Here is a 21,777-nt window from a genome sequence, read left to right on the forward strand (position 1 = left end):
GGAAACCGGAGAGGTCCGGAGCTCGAAAGATTCGGGGGCCAGGGGCGATCCGGGAAACCGGAGAGGCCCGGATGGCCGGATGGCCGGTTCGGGAGGCGTTCAGCGGGCCGGGCCGGTGAGGCGGGCACGGTGGGCGGGCCACTCGTCGTCCAGGATGCCGAAGTAGACGGTGTCGCGCCATGTGCCGTCGGCGCGGCGGCGATGGCGGCGCAGGGTGCCCTCGTGAACGCCGCCGATGCGCCTGATCGCGTTCTGCGAGCGGATGTTCAGGTTGTCGGTCTTGAGTTGCACCCGGTTCACGCCCAGCTTGTCGAAGGCGTGGTCGATCAGCAGGATCTTGCACGCGGTGTTCACCCCGGAGCGCCACAGGGCCCTGCCGTACCAGGTCCAGCCGATCTCGATGCTGTCGGCGTACCCGGGCGTGTCGATATAGGTGGTCCAGCCGACCGCGCGGCCGCTCTCCTTCAGGATCACCGTGAACGGCACGTGGTCTGCCGCCTCGACCAGTCGCGCCGCGATCCGGGCCAGTTCGGCCTCGGTACGCGGGGTGGGGTCGGTCACCCAGCGCCACACCTCGTCGTCGTGGCCGCCGGCGGCGAACAGGTCGGGGATGTGGCCGTCGGTCAACGGCTCCAGCCGTACGGTGTCGCCTTCGAGGGTGATGGGAGCGGGCATCTGCGCGGTCATGGAAAGGACTTTAGGACTCCGAGTGGACCTGCTCGAAGGTCCACTCGTGAGGCCTTCCCAGAGACCACTCGGCGGTCGAGGTACGCGCCCCTGGTCCCGCCGCGGGACAGGGGTCCGTGAATTTCCGCTGACCTCCCCCGCTCGCGGGCCGGTGCCACCCGGCCCGCGAGCGAGGGAGAAGGGCTTGCTCCGGGTGCTGCCTGTCGCTCAGGGGAAGGGGGGTGGGCGCCTGCCCGGGGCGGAGTGGGGGGATTACTTGGTAAAGGAGAGCGTCTACTCCGGGCGGAGTGAGGTCAGCAGCAGGTCGGCGAAGTGCGCCCCCAGCTCCGCGCCTGAGAGTGCGCCCTCCACGCTGTACCAGGTGCCCAGGTGGTGGATGGAGCCGAAGAAGAAGTCGACGACGATGTCGGCGGGGACGTCTTTCCTGAAGGTGCCCTCGCGCTGTCCCTCGATGACCAGGTCGCGGAAGCGCTCGTGGTAGCGGCGCCGCTCGGCGCGGACGACCTTGCGGGTGTCGGGCGCGAGCAGGTGCATCGAACGGAAGAAGACCTTGGAGTCGTCCAGGTTCTCCACGGTGGTCGTCACGACGTCCGCGGCAGCGGTGTGCAGGCGCTCGGACACCGGCCCCGAGCCGTCGGCGAAGTGGGTCAGCCGCTCCATCTGCATGCGCAGCACACGTCCGTAGATCTCGTGGAGCAGGTCGTCCTTGGAGTCGAAGTAGTGGTACATGGCGCCCTTGGTGACACCGGCCGCCGAGACGATCCCCTGCACCGATGTGCCCTCGAAGCCCTGCTCGGCGAAGAGGCGGGTGGCCTCACTGAGCAGGCGCTGCCGTACCGGCTCCTGGTCCTGAGTCATACGTGTCCCCCATGGTGTGGTGTGGGAAAGCGTACCGACTGGTTGGTCAAGCGGGGGGTGATTGCCATAGACGTGTTACTTGCGTCACCTTCGCGATTCAACGATAGCTGGAGCCCCCAATTGGGTATTTCATAGTCCAAGGATCTTCAGTGTGGCAGGTCCCCCCACTTTCCTTCACGACCGCATCGAGCCATGGGGGGTTCGTCATGCCCGGCGGATCTATCTACGTGACGCCAGTCGACCAGGTCCACGGCCTGTCACCCCAGGTCATGTACGAGCAGTTCTGGCTCAAGGAGGCCGACCACCGCAGGAAGATGCGCGGGGTCAAGGCGGCGGCCGGCCTGGCGGTGGGCGTCGCGCTGGCCTACCGGTTCAACCTGTCCCCGATTGTCCTCGGGCTGCTGTGCGGCGTGCTCGTCGGTGCCGCGGACGCGTTCTGGACCTGGCGCGAGTACGACGCCACCGCCGTCTGGCGCGGCAAGCGCAGGGGCGAGACCATCACCGGTAAGCGGCTCCGCCGCAGGCTGCGCAGGTCCGGCTACCATATCCTCGACGGCCGGGCCATCCCGGGCAAGGCCTCGATCGACCACCTCGTCATCGGCCTCGGTGGCATCTGGGTGGTCGACAACGAGGCGTGGCACCCGGAGACCGAGATCGCCCGGTACGGCGACCGGCTGTTCCTCGGCGAGAAGTACGGCACGAAAACGGCGAAGGCACTCGTCGAGGTCTCCGAGTCACTGGCCGAGGTGCTCTCCCGCGAGTCGGGCATTCCCGTCACCATCGAGCCGTTGCTCGCCGTGCACGGCGGGCAGCTCAGGCGGTCGGTCACCGCGGAGGGGGTCACCCTCCTCAAGCCCCGCCTGGTCGTGCGCTGGATCAAGGACGGTCCGCGGGCGGACTTCGACGACGCCCAGGTGGAGGTGCTCGCCAGGACCGCCGCCCGGGTGCTGCGCCGGATGAGCTGACCGTATGCCGACCGCCGCCCGGGTGCTGCGCCGGATGAGCTGACCGTATGCCGACCGCCGCCCGGGTGCTGCGCCGGATGAGCTGACCGTACGTCGGCCGTGCCCGGGTGTCGCGCCGGGAGAACCGGAATCCGCTCAGGAGAGTTCCTCGATGAAGGCCGCCAGCTGCGTGACGTTGCGGCACTCGTACATGGGCACGATCCCCCCGTATGCCGTCGCCACCGAGTCGCCGGTGTCCCACTGGGCGGTCGGCTCCGGGTTGAGCCAGTAGGCGTGCCGAGCGTCCCTGGCCAGCCGTCTCAGCGTCTCCAGTGCGGCCGGCTGGTAGTTGGACCGGGCGTCGCCCAGGATCAGCAGTGACGTCTTCGGCCCGATGGCGTCGCCGTACCGCTCGGCGAACGTCTCCAGCGCGTGGCCGTAGTCGGTCCGGCCGAACCGCACCATGTCGGCCTCCTGCACCAGCCGGGTCATCGCCTCGGCCACGTCGGCGCCCGGCATGAAGAACCGGGTGATCTCGTCCACGGTGTCCACGAACCCGAACGCGCGGACCTTGGTGAACTGCTCGCGCAGCGCGTAGGTCAGCAGCAGGGTGAAGTGGGCGAAGGAGGCGACCGAGTCGCTGGTGTCGCAGAGCACGACCAGCTCGGGCTTGTGCGGGCGGCGCGGCCTGTTGAAGGTGGTCAGCGGCACCCCGCCGCTGGACAGCGAGGCCCGTACGGTCCTGCGGAAGTCGAGGCGGCCGCGGTGGCCGAGCCGGTGCTTGACGGTCAGCCTGGCGGCGAGACGCCGGGCGAGCGGATGGACCTCCCTGCGGAGCCTGGCCAGGTCGGCCTTGGTGATCCGCAGGAAGTCGAGCTGCTCCAGCGGCGGGCGCACGGAGGAGCGGGCGATCCGCTCGATGCCGGAGTCCTCGGCGATCCGGCGGCGCACGTCGCGTGAGACGGCGTCCTCGAAGCGCCTGGTGTGCTCGCCGATCCGCTGCCGGGCGACCTTCTCGGCCAGTCCGCCGCGCTCCTGGCCGAGAAGGACCTCGGCGAGCAGCCGTGCCATGAGCGTCTGGGGGGAGAGTGCCCGCATCACCGAGTAGGAGAACCAGTTCTGCCTGCCGGGACTCGCCACCTGGCGGCCGAAGCGCTCCACCATCGCCCGTGCGAACTCGTTCATCCCCTCGGCGCCCAGCAGCAGCTCGGCCAGCCGGTCGCGCAGCTCGGGAACCTCGGCGGTCCGCAGGTCGAGCCCGGCCGCGTGCGAGGCCTGCAGGCCGGTGGTGGAGGCGGGGAACCACAGGTCGAAGAGCGTGTCGAAGCCCGGCCGGTGCGAGGGCCGCTTGACCAGCGTCGCGGCGTACGCGGCCCGCAGCGACTCCCGCTCGGTCAGGTCGATCACCTCCAGTGCCCTGGCCGCGTCCAGCCCTTCGGCCGGCGACACCGGCAGCCCGGCCTCGCGTAGCGCGTGCACGAACCCCACGTGCCGGTCGAGCAGGCTCACCCTCGGCCTCCCGTCCCGATGGCCGGGCCGCCCGGGCCGCCCGGGCCGGTCGGCCGGGCAGGGGCGGTCGCGGCGGGCCCGGCCGGCCGGGCCGTGCCGGTCACAGTGCGAGCTCCTTGCGCGCCCGGGTCTGGTCGGAGGCGTGCTTGAGTACGACGCCGAGGGTGGCCCCGATCGCCGCCTCGTCCAGCTCGGTCCTGCCCAGCGCGAGCAGGGTGTTGGCCCAGTCGATCGTCTCGGCGATCGAGGGCGCCTTCTTCAGCTCCAGGGCGCGCAAGGTGGCCACCGTGCGGGCGAGCTGCTCGGCCAGGGCGGCCGTGATCGTGGGCACCTGGGCCAGCACGATGTCGCGCTCGCGCTCCGGTGTCGGGTACTCCAGGTGCAGGTAGAGGCAGCGCCGCTTCAGCGCCTCGGAGAGCTCGCGGGTCGCGTTGGAGGTCAGCACCACGTACGGCCTGCGTACGGCGGCGATCGTGCCGAGCTCGGGGATGGTGACCTGGTAGTCGGACAGGATCTCCAGCAGCAGCCCCTCCACCTCGACGTCCGCCTTGTCGGTCTCGTCGATCAGCAGGACCACCGGCGTCTGGGATCGGATCGCCGCGAGCAGTGGCCGCTCCAGCAGGAACTCCTCGGTGAAGATGTCGTCGTGGGTGGCGTCCCAGCTCTCGTCCTGCCCGGCCTGGATGCGCAGGAGCTGCTTCTTGTAGTTCCATTCGTACAGCGCCCTGGCCTCGTCCAGCCCCTCGTAGCACTGCAATCTGACCAGCTTCGCCCCGGTCGTCGCCGCCACGGCCTTGGCGAGCTGGGTCTTGCCCACGCCGGCCGGCCCCTCGGCGAGGAGTGGTTTGCCGAGCGCTCCCGCCAGGAAGACCGAGGTCGCGATGGAGTCGTCGGAGAGGTAGTCGACGGCGCTGAGCCGCTCGCTGGCGTCGGCGGGCGAGGCGAACCACATGTGTGCTCCCAGTACAGGACCGAATGTTGTTCTAGCTTAGCCGCTGATCGTAACGGATTTCGAAGCCCTGCCCGATGTGCGCTATCCTTCAGGAGCTTCAAGCGCCGCTAGCTCAGTTGGTTAGAGCAGCTGACTCTTAATCAGCGGGTCCGGGGTTCGAGTCCCTGGCGGCGCACCCGATGGAAACCCCAGTTCAGTACGCTGAGCTGGGGTTTCTCGGTTTTCGGGGGACTCTGGTTGGACCGGGACGCGCCCGGGGTCGCTCGCTGGACGCTCTTTGAGGTTCCCCCTGGACCGACTGGAACGGGCGCCGACGACGCGGCCACGAGCACGGAGAGCGACCAAAAGGTGCCGTGGTGGACGGGGTCGCCGCTCGCCGTACTCCAGCACGTCCTCGGAGGACGGCCGAGGGGGTGGATCCGCAGTGGCTCCGGGTCGATCTGGGTGCGAGCGCTACGGTGTCGCGGGTCAAGCTGACCTGGGAGGCCGCTTACGGCAAGTCGTACAAAGTCCAGCTAGATCCTACGGTTCGAGGCATGGCGATCACGCAACACAAAATCGGTTCGGGATTCGACGCGCACAGCACAGCGGACGAGGTTTTGGCCGGCCTCCGGTTATCCGGCAAGAACGTCCTGATCACCGGCGGCTACTCGGGGCTCGGCCTGGAGGCCACACGCGCGCTGGTCCGCGCCGGGGCACACGTCGTCGTGCCCGCCCGCCGTCCCGCAGTGGCGAGGGAGGCCCTGCATGGCATTACGCGGACGGAGGTGCGAGAGTTCGATCTGTCGGACCCCGACAGCATCCGGACCTTCAGCCACCGGTTCCTGGAGACCGGCCGAACCGTCGACATCGTCATCAACAACGCGGGCGTCATGGCCTACCCGCACAGGCTCATCGCCCCCGGATGGGAAGCGCACTTCGCCATCAACCACCTCGGGCACTTCGCCCTGGTCAACCGGCTGCGCCCGGCGCTGGCCCCCACCGGGGCACGAGTTGTTTCGGTGGCCTCGTCCGGGCACTTCCTGTCCGACATTCGCTGGGACGACCCGCACCTCCGCCACGGCTACGACCATTGGTCGGCCTACGGGCAGTCCAAGACGGCCAACGCCTTGTTCGCCATGTGGGTGCGTTGCGATCACGAGATGGCCAGAGCGACACAGAATTTCGATCAGGCGAATGGTCCGCCTGGCTTGAGGCGAACCACCGAAGCCGCAGTGGGGTCTGGTCCGTCCTGCCTGAGAAGGGCACGGAGGTGGCCTCGGTCAGCAGGGCCGAGGCCCTCAGGCCCGGCCTTGATCCCGTCGCGGAGCGGAAAGCAGGCGTAGAGTTGGGAGTACCGAGGACATTTCGTGCGTTGACATCCAGGTCGACGTCGCCCAAGGCGATAGGCGACTCCGGTCCCCCTCAGGGACCGAGACGGGCCGGGCGATCATGATGCCGGAGCTTCTTTCCCACAGCACGCCGTTCACAGACACCACTCCTGAGGCACGCCTCAGCCTGGATCCCGCCCTTGGCCGCAGGGGCGCCGTGGACGGGGCCTGGTGGCCGTACTCACAGGACGCGGCAGTGGAACTGCCGGGCCTCATCGCCGCCATCGACCGGCGGCTGGGCCGGCCCGTCATGCGCGTGGGCCTGCCCCTGGGGCCCTGGGACGACATCCCGCACCGTGTCGCGGCCCCCGGCCGCCAGGTCAAGGTGGGCTGGTTCCGCAACATGGACCCGCACGTGGTCACCCTGATCTGCGAGGCCATGGACCCCGTCAACCTGCTGGTCATTCCACCCGGCACCGAGAACGGCACGGCCGCGCACATGCTCGCCCTGGCCACCAGGTGCGCGGGTGCCACTCGTCCGACCGACATCCTCACCGCCGCCGCCTCCGGCGCCACCTCGATCACCCGAGACGACGGCCAGGGCACCCGGGACGACGGCCAGGCCACCTGGGAGAACGAGGGCGGGCGGATCGCCGACCGCGCACCGCGCCGGTCACCAGGGCCCAGATCCTCTCCGAGAGGAGACATCATGACCGTTCTGCAAACTCAGACCTCCCACGGAGCGGGCCCCCAGGCCGCCGGCCCCGCTGCGACAGTCATTCATCTACACGGCGAGATCGACGTCTTCACCAGTGCGGCACTGCGCGAACGACTGCTCCGCGCGTTGCGGCGCGGAGCGAACCCGCTTGTTCTCGACCTGTCCGGGGTGTCGTTCTTCGACACGTCAGGGCTGGCCGTACTGGTCGGCATCCAGCGCCGTGCCAGGCAGCTCGGAGTCACCTTCGAGCTGTCCGCGCCTCGGCACCAGACGGCGGTCCTGCTCCGGGTCACCGGTCTGGACCGCACTTTCACCATTCGCTGAGCGTCAGCGGAGCGGATCCCCCTGTCAGCGGGCATACCCATCGGTAGGTTACGCTCGCCCGGCGAGCTCGGGTCTCACCGGCGTGGACTTTTCCGTACGCAAGAAACCTGCAAACCGACGGCAAGCCGGACTTACTACGATCATCGCCATGATGAAAAGAATGATCGCGGTGACCGCTGTCGCCGGAGCCGCCGTGCTGGCGGCCCAGCTTCCCGCGTCCGCGAGCTCCTCCACCGCGCTGCTCCGCCTGCGCGGCGGTTTGACGCTGGAGATCCCGAACTCCTGGCGGGTGTACGGGACCGCGGACCAGGTCCGGGTGGTGACCGGTGCCTGCGCGCGGCCCAACGGCGGTTACTTCCAGCCCAGGTGCGACAGCTTCTGGGTCATGGGGCCGAAGGCCCTCAAGACCGGAGGAGAGGGCTTCCGGCGCTACGACCCCACCCAGGGCGCGTTCTACCCGGCGTCCGACGTGGTGCCCTGCGCGACCAACCCCAAGTACGGCCAGGTCCTCGGTAAGGCGATCGTGGTCGGCTACCGCAACATCGGGGTGGCGCACAAGGCGCACTACCGGGTGTGGCCGGGCCGGTGTATGTCGTACACCGACTTCGCGCAGAAGTCGACGTTCAACCAGCGTGAGTGGTACCTGCCCAAGTCGAAGATCCTGATCGTCGACCAGTGGGCCACCCCCGGCCTGGCCACCATCCTGAAGAACGCGATCTGGGACAACTGATCGCCTGACCCGCCACCTGGAACCAGACCGACCTGCCCGTCCCTCGGTGAGGTGACCCCCACTCGATCGTGAGCAGGTCGACCAGCCACAACTCCCGCCCGCCGTCGCCATCGGTCTCCGGTACGCGTACGGCGGGCGCGCTCGTGAACGTCTTCTCCAACAGTGCCAGGCGGCCAAGCTCGGGACCGGTCACCGGCCCGGCGGCGCGATCAAGATGGCCGAATGTGGTCGCCGTGACCGTGTTGATCCGAAATGCGATCAGGGTCAGGGTGAGTGGACTTCAACGTACAGAGGTGGTTATGGCGGCTCAGGATTCCCTGCTCAAGGTCTACGGCGATCGTACGTACGCGCATGTGGCGATGGTCCGGCACCAGGGCATCACGGTGGCGTTCGCGATGGACTCGGCGCGACGGATCGTCTACAACGTCCTGAACCTGGCCAGGACGGATACCGCCAAGGGCGAGATGGACGCCGCGTAGTGGGCCGACAACCCCGCCGAACTGCCGTTCCCACGGGAGATCACCGAGGTCGGCTACAGCATCGCGGGCGCGACGGCGATGCCGGCGGTCAAGCGGGGCGGCCGGATCGAGGCGGGGGCGGCCGAACAGCTGGAACCCGACGAGATCGACACGTTCCTCTCCACGACCGCGTGCCTGTCGGCGGCGGCCCCGTTCCAGGTGATCTCGGACGGCACGTACGTGGTGGTGCTGCGGCAGTCGGTCGGGGCCGCCCACGCCGACGCGGTGCACAAGCTGACCGGCGGCGGCTGTTCCGGCGACGCGGCCAGGACGGACTACGAGACCAGCGGCGGCGACAAGGTGCCGCTGGTGCGGGAGACGCTGCCGTGCGACCGGTTCCTGCTCGTGGACGGCAAGCTCAAGCCGGTGCTGGAAGTGCGCTATCGGCGCAGCCGGCACGCCACGCGGCCGGACTCGACCAACGACACGCTGGGCACCGAGGACATGGAGAGCCGGCCGTTCTACGAGCCGACGAAGGAACTGTCGTTCATCCGCAACCTGAGCGGCGGGCGGTTCACGGCGGTGATGGTGCCGACCGCGATCAACGACATGTGGCGGTGGCAGCTCTTCGCGCAGAACGACGCCACCGGCCGCGTCGACTGTTTCAACATCGAGCGGGACGCCGACGGCGGGTTCAACACCCAGGGCACGCGCTTCTACACCAGCCCCGACCCCAAGTACCGCGACGCCGTCTTCGAGCGCGCCCCGGGCAAGTGCCCGTTCACCAACCTGGAACTGGTGCCGGTGGCGGGTGTCGCAGGGCACGCGGAGACCGCGCTGCTGCTGGACGGTACGGCCGGGCATGTGGACCTGGGCAATCCTGGAACGTTCAAATTCGGCGCCGGGCCTTACACGATCGAAGCGTGGATCAAGCCGTCGGCCTTCGACGGGACCGTCCTGGCCAAGGGCACGGCCTGCCGGCTCGGGGTGCACCCGAACGGCACGGTCTTCCTCGCCCACAACAGCGCGCCCTGGTCGGTGGCCTCGATCGAGCCGATCCCGCTGAACGAGTACACCCACGTGGCCGGGGTCTACGACGGGACAACCGCGACCGTCTTCGTCAACGGCAGGGCGGGCCAGAGCGTGAGCCTGCCGTACCAGACCGACCAGGCCGCACCGGTCCTGATCGGCGCGGTGAACACCGCGGGGCAACCGGGCAGGTTCTTCAACGGCGAGATCGACGAGGTGCGTCTCTGGGACCGCGTCCGCACGGCTGAGGAGCTGAGGCGGGAACTGGGCCATCGCCTGATCGGCAACGAGTCGGGACTGGTGTCGTACCACCGCTTCGACGAGGGGTCGGGCACGACCGCCTACGACCAGAGCGACCGCGCCGTCAACGGCACGCTCCGCGGCGGTGTGCAGTGGGTGGGCTCGCAGGCCCCGGTGGGCGATCACCCCGGCGTGCGCCGCGACAGCTTCTCCATCGCGGGCCGGAGCGTGATCTCCGGAATGTCCTCCGTGCTCTACCACCAGCAGCAGTCCGCCTCCGTCGGGTACGGCACGACCGCCAGACCGGCCAAGCGCCAGGCACGGTTGCTGCTCGCCTTCACCACCAAGGCGGCCGCCGACAAGGACGGGCAGGTGGCGACCGTGGAGTTCGGCGTGGGCAGGGACGGACGGCTGGCCCAGGTGCCCGACATCCTGGACCTGCCGGTGATCGACCGCCCGACGCAGAGCAGTGACCTGGATGCGATCGCCGTGCTGGAGCAGAAGATCAAGAAGCTTGAGGGCGAGGTGCTGGACCTGCCCCGGGAGATCGACCGGTTGACCAAGCTCGCCGCGAACGTGCCCGCGCTCCAGACCTCCTACGACGAGCTCGCCAAGCAGGTCACCTACTGCCAGCAGAGCTAGGACGAGCAAAAGGACAGGTTAGAGGCCTGGCTCTGGCGGCTGGACATACAGGAGTCGCCCGGTCGGCCGACCATCGCGATCAGGGGCGACGACCTCAAACTGGGCGCGGAGCTATGGACAGGGGCAGCCTCCGCGCGTTCTTCTTCATGGAGAGGAAAGATGAGTACATCACTTTCTCCATGGACAAGAAAGACGAGTACCTCAGGCTCATCAACTTCAAGAGCAAGCTCGCCGTCTCCTCGGCGGGCGCCGACAACTCCGTGGTCCAGACGAAGGCGGCCCTGACGCGGGATTCCGGGCTGATCAAGATGGTGCCCGTCAAAATGGTCGGCACCGCCGACACCGGCCTGAGGGACGCGAAGGCCGCGTTCCACAAGGCCGGCATCGATCTGGAGGACGCGCGCGCGGGGCGTAACAAGGCGTCGGTGCTGCAACGCGACCTGGCCACCAGGCAGGTCGAGCTGGATACGGCGCGCAACGACCTCGCCCTGAAGACCGGCGCCGCCCAGGGCGCGACCGATCTGACAGTGGCCATGCCGCTGCTCGTCCTGGATCGCACCGGGCTGAGCTGCGCCGGCGCCCTGCTGGCCTTCGCCCGATGCACCGACGCGCCCGTCCTGCTGGACAGCGCCACCGGCAATGTGGTGCTGTACTTCCACGGTGTCAACGACCAGTTCTTCGCCGCCTACCTCGACACCTTCGTGATCCCCTCGACCCAGGAACTACCCGTCGACGGCAGCGCGGTCCTGTTCACGGCCCGCGACGCGGGCCTCGACCTGGGCGCGCTCACGATCACGGTGAGCGATGGCGACGCGCCGGGCCGGTGCGACCTGACCATCTCCGGCGGCCGGGAGGGCGAGACCTGGCGCTCGCTGCTCACCGGGCCAGGTCCTCCTGGTCGTCAGCGAAGGGATCGAAGAGTCCGAATCCGACGACTGTGCCCTGTAACGGCTCGTCCTCGTCGCTTTCGTCGGCGTCCCGATCGGTCATCTGGGCCGCCCGCGCTCGCTGGACTTTCCGGTTGGCGGGGTGTCCGGCGGCCGATGACTCTGCGGTTGTTACGGATTCCGCATCGGCCTGCTCAGTGATCTCATCGGCTGCGACGCTGCTGGCCGTGAGCGTGGGCAGCAGGTCAGGCGGCAGGTGATTGCGGACCGCCGCGACGGCCCGGGTGCGAGCCAAGGCCCGCTCAGTCGGATCGGGGCCCTGCCCAGCCCGCCGAAGCAACGCGGCCAGCACCACCGCGACGGCGGTCTCGTTGGTGGCGTCCACCCCGCGCTGCGCAGCGATCTTGCGGGCGTGCCTCCAGGTGAAGTCGGCGAAGGGCTGCGCCACCAGGGACGCATGACGCCACGGCGCCATGATCCACCCGCCCCGGTAGTGGTTGCGAATCCAGACCCGGGTGACGTCGTAGGGGTCGTAATGAACCTCCCACCGACCGCCCTTGGCCGTGATCGGCGATGGGTAGTGGCTGTAGGCGCGCAGCTCGGGGCAGGTGTAGGTGTGGTAGTCGATCTGCACTCCGCCATCCCCAATCGCCCGCCACTCCGCCGGCAGCAACTCGATGTAGTCCTCACCCGACAACGCGATCGGGATGTAGCCCGCAGCCGTGACCAGGGCAGCGTATGCGTCGTTGGGGGAGGCGGGCTGGTCAGGGGTGAATGGGTGGCGCAAGCCTTCATGTGGTCGCGACTGCCACCCGGCCACAACCCACTCGTCCAGCTGTTCCTGCAGGTCAGGTAGTGACCACACTGCTCGCTCATCGACATCGGCGCCGCGGTGGGTGACGTCTCGGCCGGTGTAGCCGGCCACGTGCTGGCAGAACAGGGTGTTGATCGACTCGAACGTCCGCTCCATGATCGCCTTGTCGGTGCCGGTCTGCTGATGGGCAGGCTGCACCGAGATGCCGAGGGTGTCGCAGGCACGTAGGAACACCTCCGACACGAACACCCTGCCGTGGTCGATCACCACGGTGTCAGCCGCTATGACCGGCTTGGCCGCCGCCAGCTCCAGTCGCGTGTCGATGCTCACCAGCCGCTGATGGGGGATCCTGGATGCCTTCATCGCCAGTGCTTCATCCCAGCCTGGCCGCATCGGCTCCGGCGTCATCATCCGCGCCAGGAGCAACGCCGCGTCCACCGCCTTCGCACCGACCGGGCGTAACACCGCGGCGCAGATGGTCCGGGTGGCGACATCAACTGCGGCGACCAGCTCGGGACGGCCGATCACCCCATCGTCCATCACCGCCATCACATCCAGCAAAGTGCCGTCCATCTGGACCTGCTCGCCGGGCCGGGACGCGGTGGTCGCGGTAAACGCGCCCTCAGGGCGGTTGGCCATCTGGCGGCGGGTGGTCGCCGACCCGAAGGTGTGCTTCCCAGCCGACAGCACATCCAGCAGCTTGTAAAAGGTCGTCTTCCCCGGCAATGGCACTGTCCCGGGCCCATACTCCTCTTCCAGACCCTGCTTGATCTGGCTGATCACCCTGCCCTTAGTGCCCGTCGACGTGCTGGTCTGCGCGTCGATCACCCGGGCCGCGGCCTCGACCACACGAGCGTCCACGTTCCCGGTCGGCTTGGCCCGCCGTGCGTATCGGGTGTCGACCAGCCCCCATAACCCCTGATCACGGTAGCGAGCACGCATCCGCCGGACCGTCCGGACACTCGCCTTCGTGCCCGCCCTGCACAACTCCTCTGCCTTGGCGCGCTCCCGCTCGACCAGAGAATGCAGCACCGGGTCGTACTCCGGACGAGGCTGTGTTCCCTCGGGTGCGCCCAGCGGGAGCCCGGTCTCCACCTCCACCAGATGCCGCTCCCACTCCCGGGCAGCCGTCAGCACCTGTTCTGGCAAGGTGGCCAACAACCCCAGCGGCGGCACCCGCGCCACGCGCCCGTCGCCCTGACCTCCCCCGCCCAAGACGGCGAAGTCCGGCGCAGCCTGCAGATACGGCGCCAGCACCACACTGGCCTCGTTCGCCGTCGACAACAACCGCACCGCGTTGCCGGACAATGCCACCACCTGGTGCTCGACGCCCTCGAACCGCACCCGGTCGCCGATGCGCAGCACCGGCCGGTCAACCACGACGGCCCCCTGCCCCCACGGCCGTCTTCACGATGCTGCGGTCGCTGAGCACCAAAGACAGATCCGCCTCCAGCTCGTGCCGCCACATCAGGTGAAACAGCACCGGCAGCGTCGCGATCGGATCCCCGACCAGCTCGGCCCCGTCCATCAGGGCAAGCGGTTGGGCGAACACCTCACGCAACTGGGCCGCGACCGCCTCATCCATGCACCGCGGATGCCGGTAACCCGCCAACCACCGCTGGTTGGCCACCACCACCCCATTCATCGTGCCCCACACCGCATACCGCCATCCCAGCAGGTCACACGCCTGCTGCGTGGCCTGGAACGCCTCCCGGTCACTCTCACCGATCCGGTCCAGCGGCCGTGAGTCCAGCACCAGCACCCCGCCCCCGGCCACCCGGACGAAGAAATCAGGAGCATGTCTGCGCGGTCGGCCATCGACGCTCCATCGCAGCCAAAACGGCTGTGACGCAACCGCTGTCACCACAGGATCGAAATCGATCGCGATCAGGTGGTCCCGCTCAACCCACGACTCGAACCCAACCAGGCGGCCCATCGTCGCCGACCAGTACCAGCCCGGATAGTTCCGCTGCCCCGCGTATGACGGAAACGACCGGACCGGACGAGCCGCCTCCAGCTTCACCCGGCTCAGCTCCTCCAGCTTCACCGACCGTTCGACGCCGTCCGCATCCACATAGGCCACATCGAACCTGCTGGCCACATCCAGCGCATCCGCACTCACTTAGTCATCGTGGCCACATCTCCGCGAACTGGCCACCTACTTGGCCAGATCTCCTCGGAATCGGCCACATCAACGATGACCTGACACCGGCGATGGCATGATCACGCCGGGCCGCACCCGCGTGATCTCATGCTGGGGCTACCCTGAATCTAGACAGACTAGATAGGAGGACGCCTGTGAGCGGATGGCAGGTTCAGGAGGCGAAACAACGCTTCAGCGAGGTTGTACGGCGTGCGGTGAACGAAGGTCCTCAGGTGGTCACCCGGCATGGGGAAGAGGTGGCCGTCGTCATCGACATCGCCGAATACCGCCGCCTCAACGGTGGCGCTCCGGACTTCAGACAGTTTCTTCTCGCCGATCCTGACTGGGACGACGACGTGGAGTTCCCGCGGAACCAGGACCTTCCCCGGGAAGTCGATTTCGACTGATGGGTATCGGCTACCTACTCGACACGAACGTGGTCTCCGAAGCGCGCAAGCGGAACGGCAGCCCTCAGGTCAAGGACTGGATCGCCGCGGCTCACGGACCCACTCTCTACCTCAGCAGCCTGACGGTCGGTGAGATTCGCTGCGGAGTCGAGCTTCGCCGACGCCGGGACCCCGGCCAGGCAACGGTGCTGGAACGTTGGCTGCACGGCCTTCAGCGGCAGTTCGGTGATCGCATCATCCCCGTCACCGTGGAGGCCGCCGAGGAGTGGGGACGCCTGAACGCCATCCGCCCACTCCCCACGACGAACGGCCTGATCGCCGCGACGGCCCGGGTGAACGGCTGGACCCTGGTCAGCCGGAATATCAAAGACTTCGCCGGCACAGGAGTGTCCGTCGTCAACCCGTTTGACGTGCTGATCTGAGTCCTGCCGGCCTGGGCTCCGATGGTGGCGACGACCTTGGGGTGCCGGTGGCCGACACGGTCGGCATGCGCCGCCCGCCCTAACCCGTGACCTGGAACCAGACCGATCTGCCTGGGCCGTCGTGGTGGAATCCCCACTCGGCGGCGAGCAGGTCGACCAGCCACAGCCCCCGCCCGCCGTCGCCATCGGCCTCCGGTACGTGGACGGCGGGTGTGCTCGTGACGGAGCCGTCGTCGGTGACCTGCACGTGGACCGCCGTGGTGGTGCGGGCCAGGTAGACGGTCACTCGCCCGTCCGTGGTCCGTCCGGAGTCGGAGTGGGCCACCGCGTTGGTGGCCAGCTCGCTCAGCAGGAGCAGCACGTCGTCGAGCAGCGGGGGCGCGATGCGTCCGGCCAGCAGGTCCCGGGCCCAGGCCCGCACCTCCGGCACGGAGGCCACCCGGCCGGGAAAGACCTGCCGCCACGCGCTGTACGGCCCACCCGCCCACGGCATCGCGTCGTGATGCCCGGGAAGTTTGTCTTCTTCCCCTGGCATCGTCGAAGTTCCGTCACCGTGATGTCCGGGGCAGCTGTCCTCTTCCCCCGTTGCCTCCCGCTCGGATCTCAAGCGGTCACCGCCGACATGATCATGTCGGCCGCGTTGTCGGCCTCCGCCCAGACCCATTCCCCGCGCTGCCACAGCCGTGCCCACCAGGGCCGCCAGACGAACGCCCAGCCGCAGTAGCGCCGGACGACCGTGATCCTGACCAGTGCCGTGCCCGTCGCCGACCGGATCTCCAGAATCGGCTGCCCGGCCACCGGCAGGACCAGCGAGGTGCACACTCCGAGGCCGTGCAGATCCCAGCCGAGCCGGGTCAAATGCGCAAATCGCTCGCGCTGTTCGGTGGCCGGCACGCTTTTGTCCCCGGAATGCCGGCGGCGAGCATTACCGAGGCGTGAAAGGTCGCTGTTCTGATCGTTCATCGCTCGTTCTCGTCCCTGATTTAAAGGTATGAGGATGCTTTCTTTTCCGTCCTGTCTAATCGATAGGGCGTGTGCTTAGATTGCCCGCATGGCAGGTGGATTCATGGCTGGATTGGCACCCCGGTGGATGCTCTGGAATGTCGGGTGAGGGTTTCCCCATACCAAGGTCTGGAATCGCCGCTATAACCAAAAATCCGTTTTTCTCTATTTCAGGAGGAATGCGATGAGCGACGAGATCCCCCCGGACCCGGGCTCCCCCCGCGCACGCTTCGCCGCCGAGATGCGCCGCCTGCGCGAGGCCGCCCAGCTCTCCCAGAGCGCCGTGGGCAGACGCCTCGGCTGCACCCAGACCCAGGTAAGCCGCCTGGAGAGCGCCAGCCGCACCCCGTCGAAGTCCGACGCCGAGCGCCTCGACGCCCTCTTCGGCACCGACGGCAGCACGTATTTCACGGACCTGCGCGAGTACATCGTGGCCCGCCACGGCACCCCGATCTGGTTCATGAGCTGGGCACAGGAGGTCGAGCCGTTCGCCCTCGTCATGCGCTCGTGGGAACCGCTGCTCATCCCCGGCTTCCTGCAGACCGAGGCGTACGCCCGAGCGATCTTCAAGCATGCCCCTCGGATCACCCCGGAGGAGATAGAGGAGCGGGTTAAGGGTCGGATGTTTCGCAAGAAAATCCTTGATGGGGACAATCCCCCACTTTTTCTGACCCTCATCGACGAAAGTGTGCTGCGCCGTAATGTCGGCGGCCCCGAAGTAATGCGGGAACAGCTCGGCTACTTACTGGAGATCGCCCAGCGCCCCTCCATCTCCATCCAACTCGTTGATCGGCTCTGCCTCTCCGGCGTTCTGGGCGCTTTCATGATCGCAGAACTTCCGGACGGGCAACCGGACGCGATTTATGCGGACTCTTCAGCGGAAGGACAGATTTCGGCCGACCCCAGCGTCGTAACCCCGATATGGAATCGCTATGAAGCGATACGTGGATGGGCTTATCCTGAGCACATGTCCCTCAAAATGATCGAGGAAGCGAGGCAGGAATGGATCTGAGTGTCGCGGTATGGCGGAAGTCGTCGCTCTCCGGAGACAACGGTGCTCAGTGTGTTGAGGTCGCCGCGAATCTGCCCGGTGCTGTCGCGGTTCGTGACAGCAAGGACCCCGACGGCGCCAAGCTGCTCTTCACTCCTGCCGGGTGGCGGGCCTTTGTCAGCGGCATCAAGGTGGGAGACTTCGACCACCTGAGCTGATTGCCGGGATTCACCTATTTTCGGCTATCCATTAATGGGAATAGCGCTTCGTCTCTTTCGTCATTTCGGGCCCCCGATCGGTCAACCGGTCGGGGGTTTTGTGCGTCCAGTAACGGTGTCGGAGTGAGTCCGGATAGAAGTCCGAGAATTCGTGGTTCGCGGCCCCGACAGCCTTTCCTGGAAGCCGGTGGATGTGGGCGGTCACCGCATCAGCGACGACCAAGAGGGGTCGGCCTACGAACGACGCCATGGTGAGCGCGCCGAACGCGGCACTCGACGCGGTGAGCGGCGTTAACCTCGCCGGATGACCGATCTCCAGCACCTCGTCGACGATGCCGACCGTGACGGAATCCAGAAGCTCGTGGTCGGTGCCGTCGTGTATCACGACGATCGGGTGCTGATCCTGCGCCGTTCCTCCGGTGACGACTTCCTGCCCGGCATCGAGGAACTGCCCTCCGGTGGTGTCGATGACGGCGAGGACCTCCGGTCAGCGCTGGCCAGGGAACTGGCCGAGGAGATCGGCTGGAGCGGCCCGCTCATCCTCGACCGGGATTTCGTAGCCGTCTTCGACTACCTGTCCGGTTCAGGGCGCAAGGCCCGCCAGTGCACCGTCGCTCTTTCCGGTAACGCGTGTCCAATCGTCCTGTCCGACGAGCATGAGTCCTACCGGTGGATCACTCTCGACGAACTGTCCGACTCCGACCTAACCGACGAGACCGTCCAGGCCATCCACGACTGGGCTGCGACCCGCCGCTGACCGGGGCCGTAGATAATTCGCGCCGGTCATCCCTTGTCCATCGGCTGATGGGAATCAAACAGCGCCCTTCGGTAAGGCGCTGACGCCGGGGAGTTTGGCGAGAAAACGCATGAGCTGTTTATCGGCGAATCCGGTACAGCACATGCCGACGCAGTGGCCCGTCGGGCACGTCCGGGTGGTCGAAGTCGGCGGCGGGGTCACGGGTCATGCCGATCCGGCGCATCACCGCCTGGGAACGCAGGTTGGTGGTGGTCGTTATCGCGACGATCTCCGGCAGTTCCAGGGTCTCGAAACCGAAGGCCAGGCAGGCCAGGGCGGCCTCGGTGGCGTAGCCGTGGCCCCACGACGAGCGGGTCAGCCGCCAGCCGATCTCCATCCCCGTGAACGGCATGCCCTCATGCGCCGGGGTCAGGCCGGTGAAGCCGATGAACTCACCGGTCTTCAGGACCTCCACCGCCCACCACCCATAGCCTCGCCGGCCGAGGTCGGCCTGGAAGAGCGCGATCGAAGCGGCACTCTGCTCACGCGTCAGCAGGTTCGGGAAGTGTTCCCGAACCTCGGGATCGGCGTTCATCGCCGCCCAGGGGTCCAGGTCGGACTCCCGCCACTGGCGGAGCAGGAGGCGATCGGTACGCAGTTCGGACATACTGCCAAGCTAACGTGATCAAAGTGGGAGGGGCGACCGGTTTTGCCGGTGGACCGTCACCGGCCGTCGGGTCACCGGAGGGAGATCGCCGTTCTTGCCGCGAGGACCGCCGTCGCGGCAATCGACCTGGTATGAAACAGGCCGCCCGGCCTGGGCCGTCCAGGGCGAATCCTGTTTCATGAGTCGGCTCAGGCGTATTGCGGCGCGATCTCGCCTATTGCCTGGTCCAGGATTTCCAGGCCCAGGTCAAGCTCTTCTTCCGAGCTGGTGAGGGGCGGCGCGATGCGGAACGTTCCGCCGATTCCCGGAAGTTGCACGATGTTCATGTGCAGTCCCAGGGCAAGGCAGCGGCGGGTGATCGCGGCCCCCATCTTGTCGGAGCCCTGTTTGGTTTTTCGGTCGAGAACCAATTCGACTCCCTGGAGCAGGCCACGACCGCGCACATCCCCTACATTTTCGTGGCGTTCCTGGATGGCGAGCAGGCCGGCGCGAAGGTGGGCCCCGAGCTTCGCCGCTCTGATGTCCAGCTCGTCACGCTTGAGGACGTCAAGAACGCGGTTTCCGACAGCGGCGACCATCGGATCGGACACGTGGGTCGTGAAGAACAGGAAACCGCGTTCTGCGGCGGTCTGCTCGATCTGGGATGAGGTGACGATCGCGGCCAGCGGAAGACCTGCGCCAAGGGTTTTGGAAAGTGTGAGAATGTCCGGCACCACGCCGTCTCGTTGGAATGCGTACCAAGTGCCCGTCCGGCACAGGCCCGTCTGCGCTTCGTCGAGGATGAGCAGCATTCCGCGCTCCTCGCACTTACGCTTCAACGCGGCAAGATAGCCCAGTGGGAGATCGATGATCCCGCCGGAACTCAACACGGGTTCGACAATGCAGGCCGCCAGACTTCCTGTCGACTGAGCGTCGACGAGCTCGAAGGCGAAATCGAGTTGGCGACGCCAGTCCAAGCCGCCGTCGGCGGTCGTGAAATCGGGACGGTAGGCGTACGGAGTGGGAATGGCGAAATTGCCCGGGGTGGCAGGACCGTAACCCATTCGTCCGGAACTATAGGTGGCGTTCGCCGCAGCCTGTGTCATGCCATGCCAAGAGCGCGAGAACGATACGATTTCGTACTTGCCGGTGACGAGCTTGGCCATCCGAATCGCTGCCTCATTCGCCTCCGCCCCGGTTGTCAGCAGAAGTGTCTTCTCCAGCGGGGCCGGCAGCGACTCCGCCAGGCGGCGGGACAACTCCACGACGGGGCGCGACAGCATTCCGCTGTACAGATGGTCGAGCGTCGCGATCTGCTCGTGCACTGTGGCCACGATCTCCGGATGCGAGTGGCCCAGGATGGAACTCATCTGTCCCGACGTGAAGTCAAGGATTTTCCGGCCGCTCTCGGAATAGACGAAACTGCCTTCCGCGCGAACGATGATCTCGGGAACGAACGACGCACCATACCGTATGACGTGTTTATGAACGTCGGTCCAGAATGGTCCGTCGGCCGCTTCGACGGGAGACGGAGAAAAGGGGCGGAAGGAAGTCATGGATAAACGGTATGGCCACGAGTCTGTTCGCGTCCATCGCTACTTTGCAGATGCTCTGTTCGATAGAGGCGTACAGTACGCAGGGCATCACCGGCAGGCCCTGACGTGAACGGCATGGTGCCGGCCGGTGGTGATGCCCCGCACGCGGTCCGCCGTGGCACCCGTCACCTGACCCAGGACCTGGGCACGCACTACGCCCTGATCCCGAAGGATGATCAACATCCCGAAGGGTGATCAACCCGCGCTGTCGGCCGCGGCTCGACGCGCGCCGGCGGACACCGACACCGACTTCGCCGAGTGCACGTACTGAATCTGAAAGCTCGGCGTGACGCGCGATCATGCCGATGACCTGCAGCGATAGATAGCCTTCGTGTAACGTCCACCTTTGATCGTCAGTACGCCGACTGTGATCGTGGCCACAGCCGAACCGAGTCGCGTACCATCCGCCGCCATGGCTACGCCCGACATCGCCCGCGCACCTTGTCGACCCTGTGAAATCGGCCCTCAACGGACCCGGTCGTCAATGTGCCGTAGCCCTGGCACAGTATGTTGTCAAGGTGATACTCAGCCCATGGCGCTTACGACTCCTCGATGCGTTCGAGCGCCTCGGAACTGTTCGCGCCGTCGCCAAAGAACTGAACCTCAGCCCCTCGACGGTCTCGCAGCAGCTGTCGGTTTTGGAAGGGGAGACAAAGACGAAGCTGTTCGAGCGGGAGGGGCGCGTTCTCACACTCACGTACGCAGGCGGAATACTGGTGGCCCGCGCCCGCGATCTGCTCGACCATATGGAGTCCATAGAGATCGAGCTCGCTGAGTTGTCGTCAGACCCAGTCGGGCACCTTCGCATCGGTGGTTTCGCGAGTTCCGTTGTGCCGATCCTCATATCCGCGACGAAAGCGATGGCCGAGAGCCATCCGCGGCTATATGTGGAGCTTCGGGAGATCGAGCCTCACGAGAGCATAGCCGCGCTCCACCGTGGCACATGCGATGTTATCGTCACAGTGGACCAGGAGGACGGATCTCTCATAGATCCAGGTATTCGAAGCATCCCGCTTGCCGTCGATCCGTTCTTTCTCCTCCTCCCGCCGCAGCATCAACTGAGACATCAGGCGAAGATCTCAATCAACGATCTCGCGAAGGAACGTTGGGCGCTCGACTTTCCCGGGACTTATCTCGGCGACCTGGTGCCGGGGCTCTGCCGGAAGGCGCAGTTCGAGCCCATCGTCGCTGGAAGATTCTCAAGTCACAACGTCGTTCTGGGGCATGTGGCGGCCGGACTGTCCATAGCCCTCCTGCCGAAGCTGGCTCTCACCTCGGAATACGATGTCGCAGTTCAACCGTTCGATCAGCTGCCGCCGCGAAAGATCATCGCCGCCGTTCGCCGTGGATCGGCGCGCAGCACCGCGATCACGACGGCCCTGCACGCTCTCAGCGGCGCGGCCACCGATGCGCTCGGTGGCCACGAGTAGGCCGCTTGTAGCTCGGGGACAACCGTCTGTCGGGACGGTCCAGCGCGACGGCCTCAAACTCCCGGGTGGCGCGCTGACCGGTTGA

At 67.0% G+C, this 21,777-nt stretch carries 22 protein-coding genes, 1 tRNA gene and 1 pseudogene; 14 read left to right on the top strand and 10 right to left on the bottom strand.

The window, feature by feature from the left end; all coding sequences use genetic code 11:
• Nucleotides 1-99 precede the first annotated feature (99 nt).
• A complete protein-coding gene (locus OIE13_RS02685; protein WP_326643492.1) occupies nucleotides 100-687 on the bottom strand; it encodes a GNAT family N-acetyltransferase in 588 nt (195 codons plus the stop codon).
• Between the two features lie 273 nt (nucleotides 688-960).
• Nucleotides 961-1,545 (bottom strand): TetR/AcrR family transcriptional regulator, encoded by a 585-nt coding sequence (locus OIE13_RS02690; protein ID WP_326643490.1) that lies wholly within the window; start codon nucleotides 1,543-1,545, stop codon nucleotides 961-963.
• A 206-nt stretch (nucleotides 1,546-1,751) separates the two neighbouring features.
• Between OIE13_RS02690 and OIE13_RS02695 the strand changes: the two genes are divergently transcribed.
• Nucleotides 1,752-2,510, top strand: a complete 759-nt coding sequence (locus OIE13_RS02695; RefSeq protein WP_326829481.1) for an NERD domain-containing protein — start codon at nucleotides 1,752-1,754, stop codon at nucleotides 2,508-2,510.
• A gap of 135 nt (nucleotides 2,511-2,645) precedes the next feature.
• Here OIE13_RS02695 and OIE13_RS02700 read toward each other — a convergent pair whose 3' ends face one another.
• Nucleotides 2,646-3,998 carry a vWA domain-containing protein gene (locus tag OIE13_RS02700; protein WP_326643487.1) on the bottom strand — a complete coding sequence of 451 codons (1,353 nt, stop codon included), beginning with the start codon at nucleotides 3,996-3,998 and terminating at the stop codon, nucleotides 2,646-2,648.
• A 100-nt stretch (nucleotides 3,999-4,098) separates the two neighbouring features.
• The gene (locus tag OIE13_RS02705; protein ID WP_326643485.1) at nucleotides 4,099-4,950 is read right to left on the bottom strand and encodes an AAA family ATPase; all 852 of its coding nucleotides are present in this window, start codon (nucleotides 4,948-4,950) and stop codon (nucleotides 4,099-4,101) included.
• A gap of 101 nt (nucleotides 4,951-5,051) precedes the next feature.
• Between OIE13_RS02705 and OIE13_RS02710 the strand changes: the two genes are divergently transcribed.
• The 7 genes and pseudogenes from OIE13_RS02710 to OIE13_RS02735 all read left to right on the top strand — a co-directional run bounded on the left by OIE13_RS02710 (nucleotide 5,052) and on the right by OIE13_RS02735 (nucleotide 10,401).
• A tRNA-Lys gene (locus tag OIE13_RS02710) sits at nucleotides 5,052-5,125 on the top strand.
• A gap of 181 nt (nucleotides 5,126-5,306) precedes the next feature.
• A pseudogene (locus tag OIE13_RS36535) lies at nucleotides 5,307-5,456 on the top strand (galactose-binding domain-containing protein); the annotation flags it as partial.
• Nucleotides 5,457-5,486: 30 nt separating this feature from the next.
• On the top strand, nucleotides 5,487-6,275 hold the full coding sequence (locus tag OIE13_RS02715) for an SDR family NAD(P)-dependent oxidoreductase (protein WP_326643483.1): 789 nt from the start codon (nucleotides 5,487-5,489) through the stop codon (nucleotides 6,273-6,275).
• A 106-nt stretch (nucleotides 6,276-6,381) separates the two neighbouring features.
• Nucleotides 6,382-7,302, top strand: coding sequence for an STAS domain-containing protein (locus OIE13_RS02720; RefSeq protein ID WP_326643481.1), 921 nt, complete (start codon nucleotides 6,382-6,384; stop codon nucleotides 7,300-7,302).
• A 148-nt stretch (nucleotides 7,303-7,450) separates the two neighbouring features.
• Nucleotides 7,451-8,032 (top strand): hypothetical protein, encoded by a 582-nt coding sequence (locus OIE13_RS02725; RefSeq protein WP_326643479.1) that lies wholly within the window; start codon nucleotides 7,451-7,453, stop codon nucleotides 8,030-8,032.
• Between the two features lie 299 nt (nucleotides 8,033-8,331).
• Nucleotides 8,332-8,511: a hypothetical protein gene (locus OIE13_RS02730; RefSeq protein WP_326643477.1), complete on the top strand. Its 180-nt coding sequence runs from the start codon at nucleotides 8,332-8,334 to the stop codon at nucleotides 8,509-8,511.
• A gap of 78 nt (nucleotides 8,512-8,589) precedes the next feature.
• Nucleotides 8,590-10,401, top strand: coding sequence for a LamG domain-containing protein (locus OIE13_RS02735; protein ID WP_326643475.1), 1,812 nt, complete (start codon nucleotides 8,590-8,592; stop codon nucleotides 10,399-10,401).
• Nucleotides 10,402-11,277: 876 nt separating this feature from the next.
• Here the strand turns inward: OIE13_RS02735 and OIE13_RS02740 are convergent.
• Together OIE13_RS02740 and OIE13_RS02745 are read right to left on the bottom strand one after the other, a co-directional pair.
• Nucleotides 11,278-13,482: a Mu transposase C-terminal domain-containing protein gene (locus tag OIE13_RS02740; protein ID WP_326643473.1), complete on the bottom strand. Its 2,205-nt coding sequence runs from the start codon at nucleotides 13,480-13,482 to the stop codon at nucleotides 11,278-11,280.
• On the bottom strand, nucleotides 13,475-14,224 hold the full coding sequence (locus tag OIE13_RS02745; RefSeq protein ID WP_326643471.1) for a TnsA-like heteromeric transposase endonuclease subunit: 750 nt from the start codon (nucleotides 14,222-14,224) through the stop codon (nucleotides 13,475-13,477). The genes OIE13_RS02740 and OIE13_RS02745 overlap by 8 nt, the downstream gene beginning before the upstream one ends.
• Nucleotides 14,225-14,400: 176 nt before the next feature.
• Between OIE13_RS02745 and OIE13_RS02750 the strand changes: the two genes are divergently transcribed.
• Together OIE13_RS02750 and OIE13_RS02755 are read left to right on the top strand one after the other, a co-directional pair.
• A complete protein-coding gene (locus OIE13_RS02750) occupies nucleotides 14,401-14,652 on the top strand; it encodes a type II toxin-antitoxin system Phd/YefM family antitoxin (RefSeq protein WP_326643469.1) in 252 nt (83 codons plus the stop codon).
• Nucleotides 14,652-15,074, top strand: a complete 423-nt coding sequence (locus OIE13_RS02755; protein WP_326643467.1) for a type II toxin-antitoxin system VapC family toxin — start codon at nucleotides 14,652-14,654, stop codon at nucleotides 15,072-15,074. Before OIE13_RS02750 ends, OIE13_RS02755 begins: the two co-directional genes overlap by 1 nt.
• A gap of 79 nt (nucleotides 15,075-15,153) precedes the next feature.
• On the opposite strand, the gene OIE13_RS02760 is transcribed toward OIE13_RS02755, so the two are convergent.
• Complete coding sequence (locus OIE13_RS02760) at nucleotides 15,154-15,609, bottom strand: ATP-binding protein (RefSeq protein ID WP_326643465.1); 456 nt, start codon at nucleotides 15,607-15,609, stop codon at nucleotides 15,154-15,156.
• Between the two features lie 68 nt (nucleotides 15,610-15,677).
• On the bottom strand, nucleotides 15,678-15,968 hold the full coding sequence (locus OIE13_RS02765; protein WP_326643463.1) for a hypothetical protein: 291 nt from the start codon (nucleotides 15,966-15,968) through the stop codon (nucleotides 15,678-15,680).
• Nucleotides 15,969-16,260: 292 nt separating this feature from the next.
• On the opposite strand from OIE13_RS02765, the gene OIE13_RS02770 reads away from it, so the two are divergent.
• The 3 genes from OIE13_RS02770 to OIE13_RS02780 all read left to right on the top strand — a co-directional run bounded on the left by OIE13_RS02770 (nucleotide 16,261) and on the right by OIE13_RS02780 (nucleotide 18,042).
• A complete protein-coding gene (locus tag OIE13_RS02770) occupies nucleotides 16,261-17,088 on the top strand; it encodes a helix-turn-helix domain-containing protein (protein WP_326829482.1) in 828 nt (275 codons plus the stop codon).
• The gene (locus tag OIE13_RS02775) at nucleotides 17,079-17,285 is read left to right on the top strand and encodes a DUF397 domain-containing protein (protein WP_326643459.1); all 207 of its coding nucleotides are present in this window, start codon (nucleotides 17,079-17,081) and stop codon (nucleotides 17,283-17,285) included. The genes OIE13_RS02770 and OIE13_RS02775 overlap by 10 nt, the downstream gene beginning before the upstream one ends.
• A gap of 304 nt (nucleotides 17,286-17,589) precedes the next feature.
• Entirely contained in the window at nucleotides 17,590-18,042 is a 453-nt protein-coding gene (locus OIE13_RS02780; RefSeq protein ID WP_326829483.1) for an NUDIX domain-containing protein, read from the top strand.
• Between the two features lie 118 nt (nucleotides 18,043-18,160).
• Here the strand turns inward: OIE13_RS02780 and OIE13_RS02785 are convergent, their stop codons facing one another.
• Complete coding sequence (locus OIE13_RS02785) at nucleotides 18,161-18,688, bottom strand: GNAT family N-acetyltransferase (protein WP_326829484.1); 528 nt, start codon at nucleotides 18,686-18,688, stop codon at nucleotides 18,161-18,163.
• A gap of 188 nt (nucleotides 18,689-18,876) precedes the next feature.
• Complete coding sequence (locus OIE13_RS02790) at nucleotides 18,877-20,223, bottom strand: aspartate aminotransferase family protein (RefSeq protein ID WP_326643453.1); 1,347 nt, start codon at nucleotides 20,221-20,223, stop codon at nucleotides 18,877-18,879.
• A 557-nt stretch (nucleotides 20,224-20,780) separates the two neighbouring features.
• Here OIE13_RS02790 and OIE13_RS02795 point away from each other — a divergent pair.
• Nucleotides 20,781-21,692, top strand: coding sequence for a LysR substrate-binding domain-containing protein (locus OIE13_RS02795; RefSeq protein WP_326643451.1), 912 nt, complete (start codon nucleotides 20,781-20,783; stop codon nucleotides 21,690-21,692).
• Nucleotides 21,693-21,777: the final 85 nt, after the last annotated feature.

This window comes from Streptosporangium sp. NBC_01810 (genome assembly GCF_035917355.1).
GTDB lineage: Bacteria > Actinomycetota > Actinomycetes > Streptosporangiales > Streptosporangiaceae > Streptosporangium.

What these genes read in the sequence shown, in the direction of transcription:
- OIE13_RS02685 (WP_326643492.1), bottom strand. Translation starts at nt 687, where the DNA reads ATGACCGCGCAGATGCCCGCTCCCATCACCCTCGAAGGCGACACCGTA.
- OIE13_RS02690 (WP_326643490.1), bottom strand. Translation starts at nt 1,545, where the DNA reads ATGACTCAGGACCAGGAGCCGGTACGGCAGCGCCTGCTCAGTGAGGCC.
- OIE13_RS02695 (WP_326829481.1), top strand. Translation starts at nt 1,752, where the DNA reads ATGCCCGGCGGATCTATCTACGTGACGCCAGTCGACCAGGTCCACGGC.
- OIE13_RS02705 (WP_326643485.1), bottom strand. Translation starts at nt 4,950, where the DNA reads ATGTGGTTCGCCTCGCCCGCCGACGCCAGCGAGCGGCTCAGCGCCGTC.
- OIE13_RS02715 (WP_326643483.1), top strand. Translation starts at nt 5,487, where the DNA reads ATGGCGATCACGCAACACAAAATCGGTTCGGGATTCGACGCGCACAGC.
- OIE13_RS02720 (WP_326643481.1), top strand. Translation starts at nt 6,382, where the DNA reads ATGATGCCGGAGCTTCTTTCCCACAGCACGCCGTTCACAGACACCACT.
- OIE13_RS02725 (WP_326643479.1), top strand. Translation starts at nt 7,451, where the DNA reads ATGATGAAAAGAATGATCGCGGTGACCGCTGTCGCCGGAGCCGCCGTG.
- OIE13_RS02730 (WP_326643477.1), top strand. Translation starts at nt 8,332, where the DNA reads ATGGCGGCTCAGGATTCCCTGCTCAAGGTCTACGGCGATCGTACGTAC.
- OIE13_RS02735 (WP_326643475.1), top strand. Translation starts at nt 8,590, where the DNA reads ATGCCGGCGGTCAAGCGGGGCGGCCGGATCGAGGCGGGGGCGGCCGAA.
- OIE13_RS02755 (WP_326643467.1), top strand. Translation starts at nt 14,652, where the DNA reads ATGGGTATCGGCTACCTACTCGACACGAACGTGGTCTCCGAAGCGCGC.
- OIE13_RS02760 (WP_326643465.1), bottom strand. Translation starts at nt 15,609, where the DNA reads ATGCCAGGGGAAGAAGACAAACTTCCCGGGCATCACGACGCGATGCCG.
- OIE13_RS02770 (WP_326829482.1), top strand. Translation starts at nt 16,261, where the DNA reads ATGAGCGACGAGATCCCCCCGGACCCGGGCTCCCCCCGCGCACGCTTC.
- OIE13_RS02775 (WP_326643459.1), top strand. Translation starts at nt 17,079, where the DNA reads ATGGATCTGAGTGTCGCGGTATGGCGGAAGTCGTCGCTCTCCGGAGAC.
- OIE13_RS02780 (WP_326829483.1), top strand. Translation starts at nt 17,590, where the DNA reads ATGACCGATCTCCAGCACCTCGTCGACGATGCCGACCGTGACGGAATC.
- OIE13_RS02785 (WP_326829484.1), bottom strand. Translation starts at nt 18,688, where the DNA reads ATGTCCGAACTGCGTACCGATCGCCTCCTGCTCCGCCAGTGGCGGGAG.
- OIE13_RS02790 (WP_326643453.1), bottom strand. Translation starts at nt 20,223, where the DNA reads ATGACTTCCTTCCGCCCCTTTTCTCCGTCTCCCGTCGAAGCGGCCGAC.